This window comes from Candidatus Rickettsiella viridis (genome assembly GCF_003966755.1).
Taxonomy (GTDB): domain Bacteria; phylum Pseudomonadota; class Gammaproteobacteria; order Diplorickettsiales; family Diplorickettsiaceae; genus Rickettsiella_B; species Rickettsiella_B viridis.
Genome location: NZ_AP018005.1, coordinates 1,113,323 through 1,127,432 on the forward strand (window position 1 = coordinate 1,113,323; position 14,110 = coordinate 1,127,432).

Below are 14,110 nucleotides of genomic sequence, written 5' to 3' on the forward strand. Positions count from 1 at the left end.
TTAAATCTCCTTTGAAGGGTTAATAACTATTTTTTGTTTTGCTGTCTGTTTGAGTTGTTGGGTGAGTGCAATGATTTCTTTCTTACTGCCAGCTAAAATTTGTTTCTGTTTGGCATGACAAAGTGAAGTTAGAGCGGCCGCCGTTGATAGGGCTATTTTTCTTTGGTTTAGTTGGTTAATTAATTGGGGACAGCCATACTTTAAAATTTGCTTGCCTTGCTCAAAGCATTTTCGATGGTTATTACCAAAACCTATTAAGTACGCTATTAGAGTGGTGCTTTTTTCTTTTACTTCGGGAAATTTTTCCCAAAGTGCCTCATCAAAATCGGCTTTTTGTTTATTTTTAACGAGGTCAGTCCGTTTTCCTTGGCGATTTCCAATTAACTTTTCCAAAGCAATACCTATGGCTAGTCGCTCACTCATCAGTAGGGTTTGAGCTAAGTCTTTTGGATCATATTTACCGGCTAACAAAGCGGATAAGGAAAATAGCAAGGCAGGAATAGTTTTCTTACCAAGCGCTTGGTAGTGATAAAATAATTCCTCACCAAAAATGATCCGGTTATTTTCATCTAAACCCAAAAAGACGTTTGCATGAGGTAAGTTATATTGTGGCCTGTTATTTTTTAGTGCTTGAATGCGGTGTAGTGATACACAGACTTGGATGCATGAATAAGCTGTTACTGGGCCGATAGAAAACGCGATATGCCGCAACAGTCGTACCTTGTAGCTAGGAACTAATTCCTTCCAGCTCACCGTTCCTTGCGTTAAGCTATCTATACATAACGCGTATTCCAAGGGAATTTGAATGTTCTTATGTAACCAAGCACTGACACTTTCACGCGGTACACCCAGCTTTTCTGAAAACTGTTGCATGGTATCGAATTGCTGGATGGCTTTTAATAAAGCCGTTTCCCACATCACTCTCCTCCTTCTTTTTATTTTTTCCTTATAAAAATCCTAACGTAAAAAAATGGGAATTATTCCCCGCTTTTTTACGGTATTTTTACTTTTAGCGGTTATTAATTGAGGGGAGGAACATCCGACTATTTTTTTATTAAAAAAATTAAAAAAATAATTTAATAAAAAATAAAAATTTAATCATTTTTAATGGAGGAGATGAACATGCAACCACGACTGATTCGATTACGAGATGCACCGAATTATTTGGGTATGGATCGTCATCGGTTTAATGACGAAGTGAGACCGCATTTAACGGTGATTCCGATAGGAGAAATTGGCATTGCGTTCGATCGACTTGATTTAGATGCCTGGGTGGACGATTATAAGCAGTGTAAGGGTCGTCCTCCATTAGAGAGGAAACCATTATGGGAAGAAAAAAAATGCCAGGGCTCGTTAAACGCGGGAACATCTGGCACATTAACAAGAAAGTCAACGGCCGTCGCATTTCAGAAAGCACTGGATCAGGCTCGCTCGAAGAAGCCGAACGCTATTTAGTTCGGCGTCTTGAGCAGATTCGACAAGCGAGTGTCTATGGAATTAGACCAAAGCGGACTTTTAGAGAAGCAGCTACTAAATACTTAGAGGAAAAAGATAAATCAAGTTTGCATGTGGATGCTATTTATCTAAAAAGGCTAGATCAATATATTGGCGATTTACCACTTGATTCTATTCATATGGATAGCTTAAGACATTATATTCAGGAACGCACGCAGCAGGGCGTTAAGAGGCGAACAATCAATTGCGGCTTACAGGTAGTCAGACATATTTTAAACTTGGCTGAATACGAGTGGAAAGATGAATACAACTTAAGTTGGTTACATAAAGCGCCCAAAATAAAACTGCTTCGTGAAACTGACAAAAGAGAACCTTATCCGCTTCAACTTGATGAGCAAGCCAGGCTTTTAAGTGAATTACCTTTGCATTTACAGCACATGGCTTTGTTTGCTGTTAACACAGGCTGTCGTGATCATGAAGTGTGCCATCTGCAATGGAAGTGGGAAATTAAAATTTCTGAAGGCTCTGTTTTTATCATTCCCGCTGCGGATGTTAAAAACCGTGAAAAACGGTTAGTAGTTTTAAACAAAAATGCCTTGCGTGTAATTGAGGAAGTGAGAGGAGAACATTCAGACTATGTATTTACCTTTCGAGGTAAACCTATTACTCGGATGTTAAATTCCGCGTGGAAAAAAGCACGCGCACGGGCTGGCTTACCTCAAGTCAGAGTGCACGATTTAAAACATACTTTTGGTCATCGATTACGGTCGGCTGAAGTGAGTTTTGAAGATAGGCAAGTTTTGTTAGGCCATAAAACGCAGAGTGTAACAACGCATTATTCAGCCGCTGAATTAGGTAATCTGATTCGTGCCGCTAATAAAGTCTGTGAAACAGGGAAACACTTGGTAGTCTTAAGAAAAAGTGGATTAGTCGATACGAGTCGCGCAAAAGTCGCGCAAGGAAATTTGCAGGAAATAAAAACAAGTTTAAGGTTGGTGTAAGTGTTTGATTTTAAAAGACTTTACTGGTGGGCCGTGATGGAATCGAACCATCGACCAATAGATTAAAAGTCTACTGCTCTACCGACTGAGCTAACGGCCCAAAATTGAACGGCAGATTGTAGTCAATCTGGCAGAAAATAGCAATCCCGTCCTTTTTATCGCTATTTTTAACCCGTAAACCCACACGCGTTATTTTGTTGAGTGACTTACTTTATAAAACCCAAAACCTAAACCGACCACACTCAGAAAACCCAACGCTACTGCCAAACTATTCCACCTAGCTGGCATAATAGCCAATATCTCGGGATTGCTGGTGAGTGACATCGGAATAGCTAGCAACACATCCATTAAAGCTGAACCAGCCACCAATCCACAAGCAAGCAACACTGCATAATGTTGATATTGTTCTATCTTTGCCTTTTGCTCTTCAGACCCGCCTTTTAAGCGCTGTTGAAAATTTCGTCTGATAAAAAATGCAAATAAACTTCCTATAAATAAGGGAATAGAGGAACTTAAGGGTAAATAAACACCCATCGCCACCCCTAATAAAGAAAGTTTTTTTAATCCCAACCATTGCAGTGCAATGAAAACCACCATCATCAAGGCGCCTATGCCCAACATAGACCAGGGTAAATCGTGATTAAAGATACCTTGTGTTAATCCTGCCATCATCGCAGCGGGTGGTGCTGATAAAGTCTGTGTTGGATCCATACCCGCGTGTGGTAGAACAGTTGTCAAACCATAGACGTTAAATAAAAGCTCCATCACATAAGGAATGACCAAAGCCGCTACTATCACGCCCAATACCAACATTAACTGTTGCTGCCAAGGCGCAGCGCCAATAAGATGCCCCACCTTCAAATCTTGAATCGTATCATTTGCAATAGCGGCCATACCTGCCACCACGCCGCCAATAATAATCGTCATCGCCGCCATACTGAGCCAATGCCCAGAAACAGCGGCATGTCCGTGCAGAACAAATAAAGCACGCAAAATGAGGGCGGTTAATAAAAGACCCCCGATCAAGATAGCCGAACCAGGACTAGCGGTTACCCCGACTAAACCAGAAAAATAACCACAAATCGCAGCAAAAATAAATCCTAACCCCACCACATAAAAAACCGCGCCCAAGTTAATGAACAACGAAGCGCTGTTTGTAAAAATATGTGCTGGAAATAAATAGTGAAATAAGAAATAAACGCACACCATTAAAACCGGTAATGCCAACAATAAATAAGCAGTAGGTATATCCTGTTCTTTAGAAAGAATCGGTTCATTTATAGAAGGTTTAAACAATCCCTGCGTTGAAAGCTTAAAACTTTGGTAAAAAGGCTTTAATAAATTAATCAGCGTCCAAAGCCCAGCCATCAGCATAGCACCTAAACCAAGGTAATGAATGTGATTTCTATAAGCCGCTAAACTGGCTGTTAAATGAAAGGGTTTTATTGCAGCAAAAATACTTAATAGTGGTAACGCAACACCCCAGGCCAGCAGCGCGCCTAAGACCAGACTTAAGCCCACATCAAAGCCAATTAAATAACCCACCCCGATTAACGCCGGCGAAAAACCAATACCAAAACCCACAATGGTCGATTTTCCTAGTACAAACCATTTCTCAGCTGCACTGGCAATCACTTTAAAACCGGTCTGTGCTAATTCTAATAATCCACCTAAGCCGGTACCCATGATGATTTCACGAATATGAAAGACATTTTTCTGGACTAGCTGTAACACCTCTGCAATCGCTTTTGCTTCAGGGAAGTACAACTGTGGTGTATTTATTAATATCTTACGCAATGGAATAGAAAATAAAATCCCTAACAAACCACCACATAACGCAATAGCCACATTTTCTAAATACGGAAAATGATGCCAATAGCCCATAATCACCAGTGCTGGAATCGTATAGACAATACCACCCGCCACCGCTTCGCCGGCTGAAGCGGCGGTTTGGATCAAATTGATTTCATAAATACTGGTTTTTTTTAAAAAACGCAGAATGGCCATCGCGAGTATGGCCGCTGGAATAGAAGCGGAAGGTAAAATACCAATTTTCAAAGCTAAATAGGTACTGGAAGCTGCCAGAAGAATCGCTAAAAAAATCGATAATAAAATAACTCTTAATGAAATCATACCGCTTTGTGTTTCATGCTTATTTTGCATAATTATACTCACAGCAATGGGATTTTCAGCAAGGCGCCGCGAAAATGAGCAACCGCAGTGTATAGATGATACATGAGGATTGCGAATTGCGTGGAAACACAGCCGAAAATTCTAGTGCGAAGAGTATATTCACTTTCAAATAATATCTTCATTGATATATGTCTTTAATGCGTCAGGCACTCGTATCTTTCCTTCTACATCCTGATAATTTTCCATAATCGCAACTAGCGTACGCCCTACTGCTAATCCAGAACCATTTAAGGTGTGGATTAATTCAATCGCATTTGCATTGTTGACATTACGCCAACGGGCTTGTAACCGACGCGCTTGAAAGGCCTCAAAATTACTACAGGATGAAATTTCACGGTAAGTCTTTTGACTGGGCAGCCAAACTTCTAAATCATACGTTTTGGCCGAACTAAACCCTAAATCTCCTGTACAAAGGGAAACCACACGATAAGGTAGTTTTAGTTTTTGTAGAATGGATTCTGCTTCTCTCGTCAGTTCTTCCAAAGCTGAATAACTATCTTCGGGTTTTACAAATCGGATTAACTCTACTTTTTCAAATTGATGTTGACGAATCATACCGCGGGTATCTTTTCCATAAGAGCCTGCTTCGCTACGAAAACAAGGCGTATGCGTGACATATTTTTTAGGTAATTTATCCGCTGAAAAAATAACGTCGCGTGCCAAGTTGGTAACGGGTACTTCGGCGGTTGGAATTAAATAAAAATTTTGCTCACCCTTCAGTGCAAATTGTTCATCCGCAAATTTCGGCAACTGACCTGTGCCAATTAAACTGCTGCTGTTAACAATATAAGGCACATAAAGTTCTTCATAACCGTGTTCTTTGGTATGAACATCTAACATAAATTGGATCAAGGCACGCTGAAGCTTGGCTAATTTCCCATACAGCACCACAAAGCGTGTGCCTGATATTTTTCCGGCTGCTTCAAAGTCCATACCTCCGCTTTGCTGACCTAAATCAACATGATCTTTGGGTGAAAATTTAAAAGTAGGAATTTCTCCCCACTGACGTACGGTTTGATTTTGGGCTTCGTCTTTGCCTGCCGGTACTGTGACATGAGGTAAATTAGGGATAGTCAGATAAATAGCTTCTAACTGTTCCTTTATATTCCTGAGCTGGCGCTCACATACTTCACGTTGCTCTTTTATCGTTTTTGCTTCTTCTGAGATAACAGCAACCGGTTCGCCCTTTGCTTTCGCTAACCCTATCGCCTTGGCACTTTGATTGCTCTGGTTTTGCAGTTCTTGGGTATGCATTTGCAATGCCTTACGCTGCGCTTCTAGCTGCTTTAGCTGGTCGATATCGAGCTGATAACCACGTGGTTTAAGCCGTTCTGCAATTTCTTCGATATGGCTACGTAAAAGTTTGGGATCTAACATATAATAGGGCCTTGCTCTTAAGAAAAGTCTCTCTTTTAAAAACGCTAAGTTGAATCAATTATGACGGCAAAAATCATTGATGGCAAAGCAATTGCCCAAAAAATTCGCGAAAATCTAAAAGATGCGATTCAGCGCCGCCTTAGCCAAGGCCAATCTGCCCCCGGTTTAGCAGTCATTCTAGTAGGCGATGATCCGGCCTCACAAATCTATGTACGAAATAAACGCGAGGCGTGTAGCGAATGCGGGATAAAATCAGTTGCTTATGATTTACCACAGGATATCCCGGAAGAAAAGCTACTATCCCTGATTACACAGCTGAATAGTGATGCCTCTATACATGGCATTCTGATCCAACTTCCGCTTCCCAATCACATAAGAACACCACTGATTTTAGATAGCATCGATCCAAAAAAGGATGTAGATGGCTTTCATCCTACTAACCTGGGCTTGCTTGCCCAAGGACGATCTTACTTGCGGCCTTGCACGCCTTATGGCGTGATGCGTTTGCTGGAGCATGAGAAAATTATGCTATGCGGTTTAAATGCGGTGGTGATAGGTACTTCAAATATTGTTGGTAAACCCATGGCATTAGAACTGGTTAATGCAAAATGTACCGTTACGCTCTGTCACAAGGAAACACGTGACTTAAAACAAGCTATTAAGCAAGCCGATTTATTGGTCAGCGCCATAGGAAAAGCCGGTGTTATCAACAGTGAATGGATAAAACCCGGTGCTATTGTGATTGATATCGGTATTACACGATCGCCAAATGGAAAACTACATGGTGATATCGAGTTTGAAACAGCAAAACAATCTGCGGCTTATATTACGCCTGTGCCTGGTGGAGTGGGGCCAATGACGGTGGCTATGTTACTTAGCAACACCTTATTTGCGGCTAAACACATGCCTTTATACTGTGCACAATACAAAATTAGTCGACACTAAAATTTTTCGTCATTGCGAACGCGAAGCGCGTCGCAATCCAGTCAAGGGCTTACTTTTTCTCTGGATAGCCACGGTTGGAGCGGTATTCCAACCTCGCCCGGACGGCCATTTATATTTTTTGCACTGTGCAGAGGCCCCTATAAATACCCATTTTTAAAAAATGGGTATAAAAACAAGGCATTTCCGCTAACAAAAGCACAGCTAGCTGACCCATTCTGGGCTAGAGTCAGCGCCTAAAATTGACTCTAGTATTTTCCACCTTTTCAAGACAGTTTTCCATACTTGCATGAGATTGCTCCAATCTATGGAAACGACTATCGAAATAGCAAGTATTAGCCTTAAGGTTGCCTACACCATCTTCCAGCGTGCTAACATGTCCCCCGAGACTACCTAGGGCATTTTCCAGATTGTCTACATCATCTTTCAGCACACTAACGTCGTTCCTTAGTTGTAGTAATTCATCGTTTATATCTTGCCTTTTAATTCCATCTGATTTTTTTTGAAGAAGAAAAACAAGCAAATTCAAAATCATCAGGACAATAGCCAGAAACCCCAGTCCAATGGACAGATCAGAAAGATAACCACACTGCGACTGATTTATGCCTCTGCTACTATAGGTAACCATACTTCTTAATGGATCTGCTTGGCTTTGGCGATCATAATCTAGTACTCCAGTTTCCCCAGATACTGGGCACACTGGAGGATTGAAAAACGCTAGTGCATTTTCTATTGGCATTATTATTCCTTAATATTAATAGCTTAAAAAATATTCCCTCGCAGAATACTTTATTTAAATATCAATAAAAAGTGATGCTAAAAAAATCCTTTATTTAATTTTTTAATTTTATTTGAATGATTGTTTTTAATAATTGACTGCCGTTTAGCCATCCATTGAATCTTTATTTAAAGGAACATATTTTTTCAACAAATAACTTAATAAACTAAAAATCGCCATTGCTTCGCCGCCTTCAGGTCTTCCTGGTCTAGAAGTAACATTGTAAGCATTAAAATCGATATGCACCCAATGCGTTTCTTCTTTGATAAAATTTGCTAGAAATAAAGCTGCTGTAATCGCGCCAGCAAAAGAAGAAGCCGCTGAATTATTGAGATTAGCAATTTTACTCTCTAATAATTTTTGATACGGTTTATACAAAGGTAAACGCCATAAAGGGTCCTGCGCTTCTTCGCTATTTTTTAACAATGCGCTGGCTAAGTCCTCTTTACTGGTAAAAAATGCAGAGATCTCTGTACCTACCGCGACTCTAGCCGCCCCGGTTAAAGTAGAAAAATCAACCAGTAAATCTGGATTTTCACTATCGGCTTCATTTAAAGCATCCGCTAAAATCAATCGACCTTCGGCATCGGTATTACTCACTTCTACACTTAAACCATTACGCATTGTAATGACATCACCCGGTTTATAGGCATTACCAGCAACCACATTTTCTGCGGCAGCTATCAACAAGCGCAAACGCACCGGCAATTTAAGCAGCATGATCATTTCTGCTAAACCAATCGCATTGGCCGCACCACCCATATCCTTTTTCATTAATGTCATTCCTGAACCGGACTTTAGATTTAATCCACCGGAGTCAAAACAGACACCTTTACCAACTAAGGTAACTTTAGGGTGATGCTTATCACCCCACGTCAGATCAATCAAACGCGGTTCACGTGGACTTGCTCTACCCACGGCATGAATAGCCGGATAGTTTGCTTTTACAAGATCATCACCCACAATTTGCTTAACTGAAGCATGAAAACTTTTACCGAGTTGAACAACTGTATCAGCTAATTCAGCAGGCCCCATATCTTCTGTCGGTGTATTAATTAAATCGCGTACACGATAAATCGCGTTAACTTTTGCATTCAATACACGAATATTAGCGCTAGGAGGAATCAGTAACTGAACCTGTGGTTTTGTTGCTGCTTTATAGCGTGTAAATTCATAAGCGCCTAATCCCCACTCCATCGCCGCACGATGCAGAAAAACCTCATCGTTTATATCCACATAATGATACTGTCCTGGTGGTAACGAACAAGACAAACAACCAAACGACCAAAAATCAGCTGCATCATTCAGTATAAGGATAACTTGATTTAATTGCCCTTCACTGTCAGGAAGCACAGTAGTAGCTCCTGGTTTGACAGAAAAATTAAGTGTCGCAAACCATTGCTGTGTAGCAGGCGTTTGTTTTGCTAACCACGCATCCCATTGTTGCGGTGTCAACGCAACAATGGGAATGGATTGTTCAGTTTGCTCAATGAAACAATTAAGCACTTAATGCCTCCTGGGCAGGAATATAAGATTTATCGAACACACTAGCCACTGCCTGGTGAGTGATTTGACCTCTACAAATATTAAGGCCATTACGCAAATGGCTATCTTCAGCTAATGCTCTTTGAATACCTTTATTGGCGAGTGCAAATATATAAGGGAAAGTAGCATGAGTTAAAGCAAAGGTCGATGTACGTGGAACAGCAGCTGGCATATTGCTAACACAATAATGAACAACATTGTCTACCATATAGGTCGGTTCTGTGTGCGTGGTAGGTCGGCTGGTTTCGAAACATCCGCCTTGGTCAATAGCCACGTCAACCACCACAGTGCCTGGACGCATTTTCTTTATTAATTCTCTGCTCACTATTTTTGGTGCTTCTGCGCCTGGTACCAGTACCGCGCCAATTAAAAGATCCGCCAATGCAGTATATTTTTCAATGGCATCTCGGGTTGAAAAAATAGTATTTAACTGAGCCACCAAACTGTGAATCTAACTCCTGCAGACGTGCAACGGATTTATCTAATACGGTAACCTGAGCTTGAGCACCCAACGCCATACGAATAGCATTACTTCCTACCACACCGCCCCCTAAAACAACGACACTGGCTGAAGCAACACCGGGCACACCCGATAATAAAATACCTCGCCCACCTTGCGCTTTTTCCAGACAATGCGCACCCGCTTGTATGGCAATACGTCCTGCAACTTCACTCATCGGTGCCAACAACGGCAATCCACCGCGTGCATCGGTTACCGTTTCATACGCAATGGCAATACAGCCTGACTTTAATAAAAGTTCTGTTTGATTTTGATCGGCCGCTAAATGTAAATAGGTAAAGAGCGTCTGTCCTTCGCGCAAATAACCACATTCTACCGCTTGTGGTTCTTTTACTTTGAGTATTAATTCCGCTTTATCAAACACTTCTTTTGCTGTGTTAAGAATTTTGGCACCGGCATCGAGATAATCGCTATCCGAAATGTCGATACCCTCGCCTGCTTTTGTCTGTACGAATACCTGATGCTCCTGTGCTACCAATTCACGTACTGTCGCTGGAACAAGTGCTACTCTAAACTCGTTGTTCTTAATTTCCTTAGGAACACCTATTTGCATACCATTAACTCCAATTAATTGTTATCCCTGCGCACTTTACCAGAAGCATTATGCGGTAGCTAGATAAGAGGAGCTAGGCCGGGACTGAGAATAAAGTGGCAAAGAAATATTGATAAAATCTTACTGAGAAAAATAGAGAAAACATAGTAACCTCGCTCAGAACGCACTGAAGCGAGGTTTAAGACGTAAGGCGCAAATATCTCTATTGCAGAAATTAACGAGACACTAAAGAAGGCACACTCTTTGTGGAAGAGAGGCTTTCGCTTTGCGAATGATCATTTTTTTCAATCGACAACTTAAATTTTAAAATATCATTTAATACTTGGCCACCTAAGCTATCTTTTTCACAATAAAATTTATTTAGAGACTTTAGCGTTTGTTTTTCAGTCCCTAAAGATTTTTTTTCTATAAGATACTTGAGTTGTTTAGATTGCTTATCCCAACGTTCTGAAGCTTCTTTTCCTAAAGCTTCTAGTAAAAACTTAGGCTTTTCTGTATATGGATCTTGTAACAACATACGTGGACCCAATACGTCTTTTATTTCAAAAAGTGCATTTTTTTTATTAGGATTATCCCAATTAAATTTCAATGCACTATCCAAAGGCGTTTCCCCTACGTTGTTCCTTGCATTAACCTTAGCACCATTCGACAAAAGTAAATGTATTACTGGAATATTATCTTTGGCAAAGTTTGCTGTTTTTATGTCTTCTACTTTCATAAATGTAGGAAACTTGCTTTTTATTAGAGGAATAGTGCTAGCTGCTAAATGCAGGGGAGTATCTACGCACTTATTAGCTAGGGTAACGTCAGCCCCATGGTCTATCAGCAATTTAACCAATGCTATGTCGTTGTTGGAATTCGTTCCGTCCGATACTCTGCTGCCCCACCCGCTTAACACTAGCATGAGTGGTGTATTTCCATACCGATCAACTCTATTAACATCATCTCCTGCTTGTAAAAATTCTTTTACTTTTTCTAAATCGCCATCTTCAGCAGCGGTGCGAATATCAGGCATAAAAACCCCCTATTAATTTTCAATTAGGAATTAATTATTTTACAGTAAAATAATTAAATAATTACTGTATCAAACACTATTATTTTTCGCTTTGGGTACTCAATATTAGCTGATATAAGTGCTTTTTCTGCTCTTCTGTTAGCGTTGATTGTTTAGCTTGATGTAATAATTTATCGATGCTTTGTTGGACATTCATTTTTTTTAAATGATTTAATAAATCATGAAATTCAGCTTGTATGCCTGTCGTAGGAATAGTGACAGAATAATGAATTAATTGTTGCAGAATTTTATAAGACGTTTCATCAAAGCGCCAATATTCTAATAACATTGCAGTATTTAACTCCGGTGACTCTTTCAACACTAAAAATAACTTAATCAACAGCGAACTACCGGGTAAATCCAATGTTTTAAGCAATTGACATTGTTGCTCAGAAAGTGTTTTAGCCAGCTGTGGGTATTGCACTAAAAGTGCAATAGCTAAGCGCATCGGCGAAAAACGCTTAGTGGTATCTGTTTTTTTTATTCGTGTTTTCACTGGTTTATTTATCTCACTCTGTGTGACTTGTTTTAAGGTAGGCACATCCATATTGATCAAAGTAGCCAGTTGTTCAAATAACTTATGCTGCATAATGCCTAGAGGAATCTTCTCAATCAGTGGTATCGCTAATTTAGCTAAAGCTGCTTTTCCTTCTAGTTGGTGAATATCAACTTGTGTTAATAAATGTTCAAATAAAAAATCACCTAAATAATGTGCTTGTTGTACTAAAGCCATAAATGCGTCTCGTCCCTTACTGCGAATAAACGAATCGGGATCTTCGCCATCGGGTAACAACAGAAAACGCATTGAGTACCCATCTTGCAGCAAAGCCAAACCAATCTCTAAAACACGCCATGCCGCTTTTCTTCCGGCTTGGTCACCATCAAAACAAAAAATAATTTCTTGTTTGATACTAAATAAACGTAAAATTTGATCACTGCTGGTCGCTGTTCCTAAAGTGGCGACAGCATAAGGAATCTTGGCTTGAAATAAAGCCAATACATCCATATAGCCTTCTACTACAATGATATACTCAGACTGACGGCTTTCATGACAAACCTCATGCAAGCCATACAACTCTTTACCTTTGTGAAAAAGTATTGTTTCAGGGGAGTTCAAATATTTAGCTTCACTTTGGCCTTGGTTTAATACACGTCCTCCAAAACCAATCACGCGTCCTCTTTTATCACGAATAGGAAAAATAATTCTGTCACGAAAACGATCATAAAATCCTTTTCCTTCAGATTTTTTTATCAGTAATCCGGCGGCTAATAATGCGTCAGTATCTTTAAATGCTTTAAGCAAATGATCCCAGGCAGCAGGTGCATAACCTAAGGTAAATTTTTTAGCGAGCTGTCCTGATAGGCCGCGCTGCTTTAAATAGTCAATCGCCGTCGGCGTAGCCCGCAATTGTTCTGCATAAAATGCCGCCACTTTTTCCAATAGTGGATAAAGCGTTGTCGCTAAGCCTTTCTGTCTCGATTGACAAGATTCAGAATGCGGCACTTGCAAACCAAATTGTTCCGCTAATAATTCAACCGCTTCCGGAAATGTTAAGCGTTCATAATCCATCAGAAAGCTCAGCGCATTACCGCCCGCAGAACAGCCAAAACAATAATAAAATTGCTTTTCAGCTGCTACAGTAAAAGAAGGCGTTTTTTCAGTATGGAAAGGGCAGCAAGCAATATAACTCTTGCCTTTTTTGCGTAAAGGAACGCGCGCATCAATTAGCTGAACAATGTCACAACGTGCTAAGAGATCATTGATAAAGTCTTGTGGGATTGAGGTTGATGGCATAGGCATTTAACCCCTTACTGATTACCGTCATGGCGAGCTCACGTAGTGAGCGTGGCCATCCAGTTACATACATGAATCATCTAGTTAACTATTTCCTGGATTGCCGCGCGCTGATCGCGCTCGCAATGACATATAAGAAAATTATGATAAGCGTTCTTTTACTTTCTTACTTAAAGCGGCCGTATCTGCTCGACCCTGACATTTCAATTTCAATTCTGCCATGACCTTGCCCATATCTTTGATAGAGGTTGCGCCGGTTTGTTCTATGGCTTGGGATAGCAGTTTATCGACTTCTGCTTCCGTTAAAGATTCTGGCAAATAAGTTTGAATAATGCCTTCTTCGAAGCGCTCCTGCGCGGCTAAGTCATCACGTTTCGCTTCCGTATATTGTGCAATAGAATCACGGCGCTGTTTGATCATTTTGTTAAGCGTCTGAGAAATACGCGCATCATCCAATTCAATGCGCTCATCGACTTCTATCTGCTTAATCGCCGCGAGTATCATCCGAATAACACCCAAACGCGGCTTATCCTGCGCACGAAGCGCGGTCTTCATATCATCTTGAAACCGCTGTTTGAGAGGAGAATCCATCGTTAATCCAGATTAGTGTTTACGCTTACGCTTCATTCTAGCTACGAATATAGGATTATCACGCATTAATCGTTTACGTGAACGTTTAACCGCCGCTGCAAAGCAACGCTTACGTACTTCAGTTGGCTTTTCATAAAATTCTCGGCGACGTACTTCAGCAAAAATACGTGATTTTTCGCAAGTACGCTTATAACGACGTATTGCCGACTCTAGCGCCTCACCAGGTTTAAGTATTACACCAGGCATGTAGTGTACTTCCTCAATTAAAGTTAAAATAGGGGGACAATTCTAACCATCAATCGAGTA

Annotated in this window: 12 protein-coding genes, 1 tRNA gene and 1 pseudogene; 3 read left to right on the top strand and 11 right to left on the bottom strand. The window is 40.5% G+C overall.

Annotated elements, in window-relative coordinates:
* Nucleotides 1–918 (bottom strand): YdaS family helix-turn-helix protein, encoded by a 918-nt coding sequence (locus DMP02_RS05040; RefSeq protein WP_126322306.1) that lies wholly within the window; start codon nucleotides 916–918, stop codon nucleotides 1–3.
* Nucleotides 919–1,116: 198 nt separating this feature from the next.
* On the opposite strand from DMP02_RS05040, the gene DMP02_RS05045 reads away from it, so the two are divergent.
* Nucleotides 1,117–1,455, top strand: a complete 339-nt coding sequence (locus DMP02_RS05045) for a hypothetical protein (RefSeq protein WP_232019583.1) — start codon at nucleotides 1,117–1,119, stop codon at nucleotides 1,453–1,455.
* On the top strand, nucleotides 1,341–2,456 hold the full coding sequence (locus DMP02_RS05050) for a tyrosine-type recombinase/integrase (RefSeq protein ID WP_232019585.1): 1,116 nt from the start codon (nucleotides 1,341–1,343) through the stop codon (nucleotides 2,454–2,456). Before DMP02_RS05045 ends, DMP02_RS05050 begins: the two co-directional genes overlap by 115 nt.
* A gap of 24 nt (nucleotides 2,457–2,480) precedes the next feature.
* Here the strand turns inward: DMP02_RS05050 and DMP02_RS05055 are convergent.
* The 3 genes from DMP02_RS05055 to serS all read right to left on the bottom strand — a co-directional run bounded on the left by DMP02_RS05055 (nucleotide 2,481) and on the right by serS (nucleotide 6,026).
* Nucleotides 2,481–2,556: transfer RNA gene (locus DMP02_RS05055), tRNA-Lys, on the bottom strand.
* Nucleotides 2,557–2,645: 89 nt separating this feature from the next.
* Nucleotides 2,646–4,619: an OPT family oligopeptide transporter gene (locus DMP02_RS05060; protein ID WP_126322971.1), complete on the bottom strand. Its 1,974-nt coding sequence runs from the start codon at nucleotides 4,617–4,619 to the stop codon at nucleotides 2,646–2,648.
* Nucleotides 4,620–4,754: 135 nt separating this feature from the next.
* Entirely contained in the window at nucleotides 4,755–6,026 is a 1,272-nt protein-coding gene (gene serS / locus DMP02_RS05065) for a serine--tRNA ligase (RefSeq protein WP_126322973.1), read from the bottom strand.
* Between the two features lie 60 nt (nucleotides 6,027–6,086).
* Here serS and folD point away from each other — a divergent pair, with 60 nt between their 5' ends.
* Nucleotides 6,087–6,971 carry a bifunctional methylenetetrahydrofolate dehydrogenase/methenyltetrahydrofolate cyclohydrolase FolD gene (gene folD, locus DMP02_RS05070; protein WP_126322975.1) on the top strand — a complete coding sequence of 295 codons (885 nt, stop codon included), beginning with the start codon at nucleotides 6,087–6,089 and terminating at the stop codon, nucleotides 6,969–6,971.
* A 226-nt stretch (nucleotides 6,972–7,197) separates the two neighbouring features.
* Here the strand turns inward: folD and DMP02_RS05075 are convergent, their stop codons facing one another.
* The 7 genes and pseudogenes from DMP02_RS05075 to rpsU form a co-directional block, all read right to left on the bottom strand.
* Nucleotides 7,198–7,707, bottom strand: coding sequence for a hypothetical protein (locus DMP02_RS05075; protein ID WP_126322977.1), 510 nt, complete (start codon nucleotides 7,705–7,707; stop codon nucleotides 7,198–7,200).
* Nucleotides 7,708–7,851: 144 nt separating this feature from the next.
* Nucleotides 7,852–9,252: a leucyl aminopeptidase family protein gene (locus DMP02_RS05080; RefSeq protein WP_126322978.1), complete on the bottom strand. Its 1,401-nt coding sequence runs from the start codon at nucleotides 9,250–9,252 to the stop codon at nucleotides 7,852–7,854.
* Nucleotides 9,245–10,364 (bottom strand): annotated as a pseudogene (gene ald / locus DMP02_RS07500) (alanine dehydrogenase). The gene DMP02_RS05080 and the pseudogene ald overlap by 8 nt, the downstream one beginning before the upstream one ends.
* Nucleotides 10,365–10,578: 214 nt before the next feature.
* The gene (locus DMP02_RS05090; protein ID WP_126322980.1) at nucleotides 10,579–11,379 is read right to left on the bottom strand and encodes an ankyrin repeat domain-containing protein; all 801 of its coding nucleotides are present in this window, start codon (nucleotides 11,377–11,379) and stop codon (nucleotides 10,579–10,581) included.
* Between the two features lie 79 nt (nucleotides 11,380–11,458).
* Nucleotides 11,459–13,213, bottom strand: a complete 1,755-nt coding sequence (gene dnaG / locus DMP02_RS05095) for a DNA primase (RefSeq protein ID WP_172593985.1) — start codon at nucleotides 13,211–13,213, stop codon at nucleotides 11,459–11,461.
* Between the two features lie 141 nt (nucleotides 13,214–13,354).
* The gene (locus DMP02_RS05100) at nucleotides 13,355–13,804 is read right to left on the bottom strand and encodes a GatB/YqeY domain-containing protein (protein WP_126322984.1); all 450 of its coding nucleotides are present in this window, start codon (nucleotides 13,802–13,804) and stop codon (nucleotides 13,355–13,357) included.
* 12 nt (nucleotides 13,805–13,816) lie between these two features.
* The gene (gene rpsU, locus DMP02_RS05105) at nucleotides 13,817–14,050 is read right to left on the bottom strand and encodes a 30S ribosomal protein S21 (RefSeq protein WP_126322986.1); all 234 of its coding nucleotides are present in this window, start codon (nucleotides 14,048–14,050) and stop codon (nucleotides 13,817–13,819) included.
* Nucleotides 14,051–14,110 lie beyond the last annotated feature (60 nt).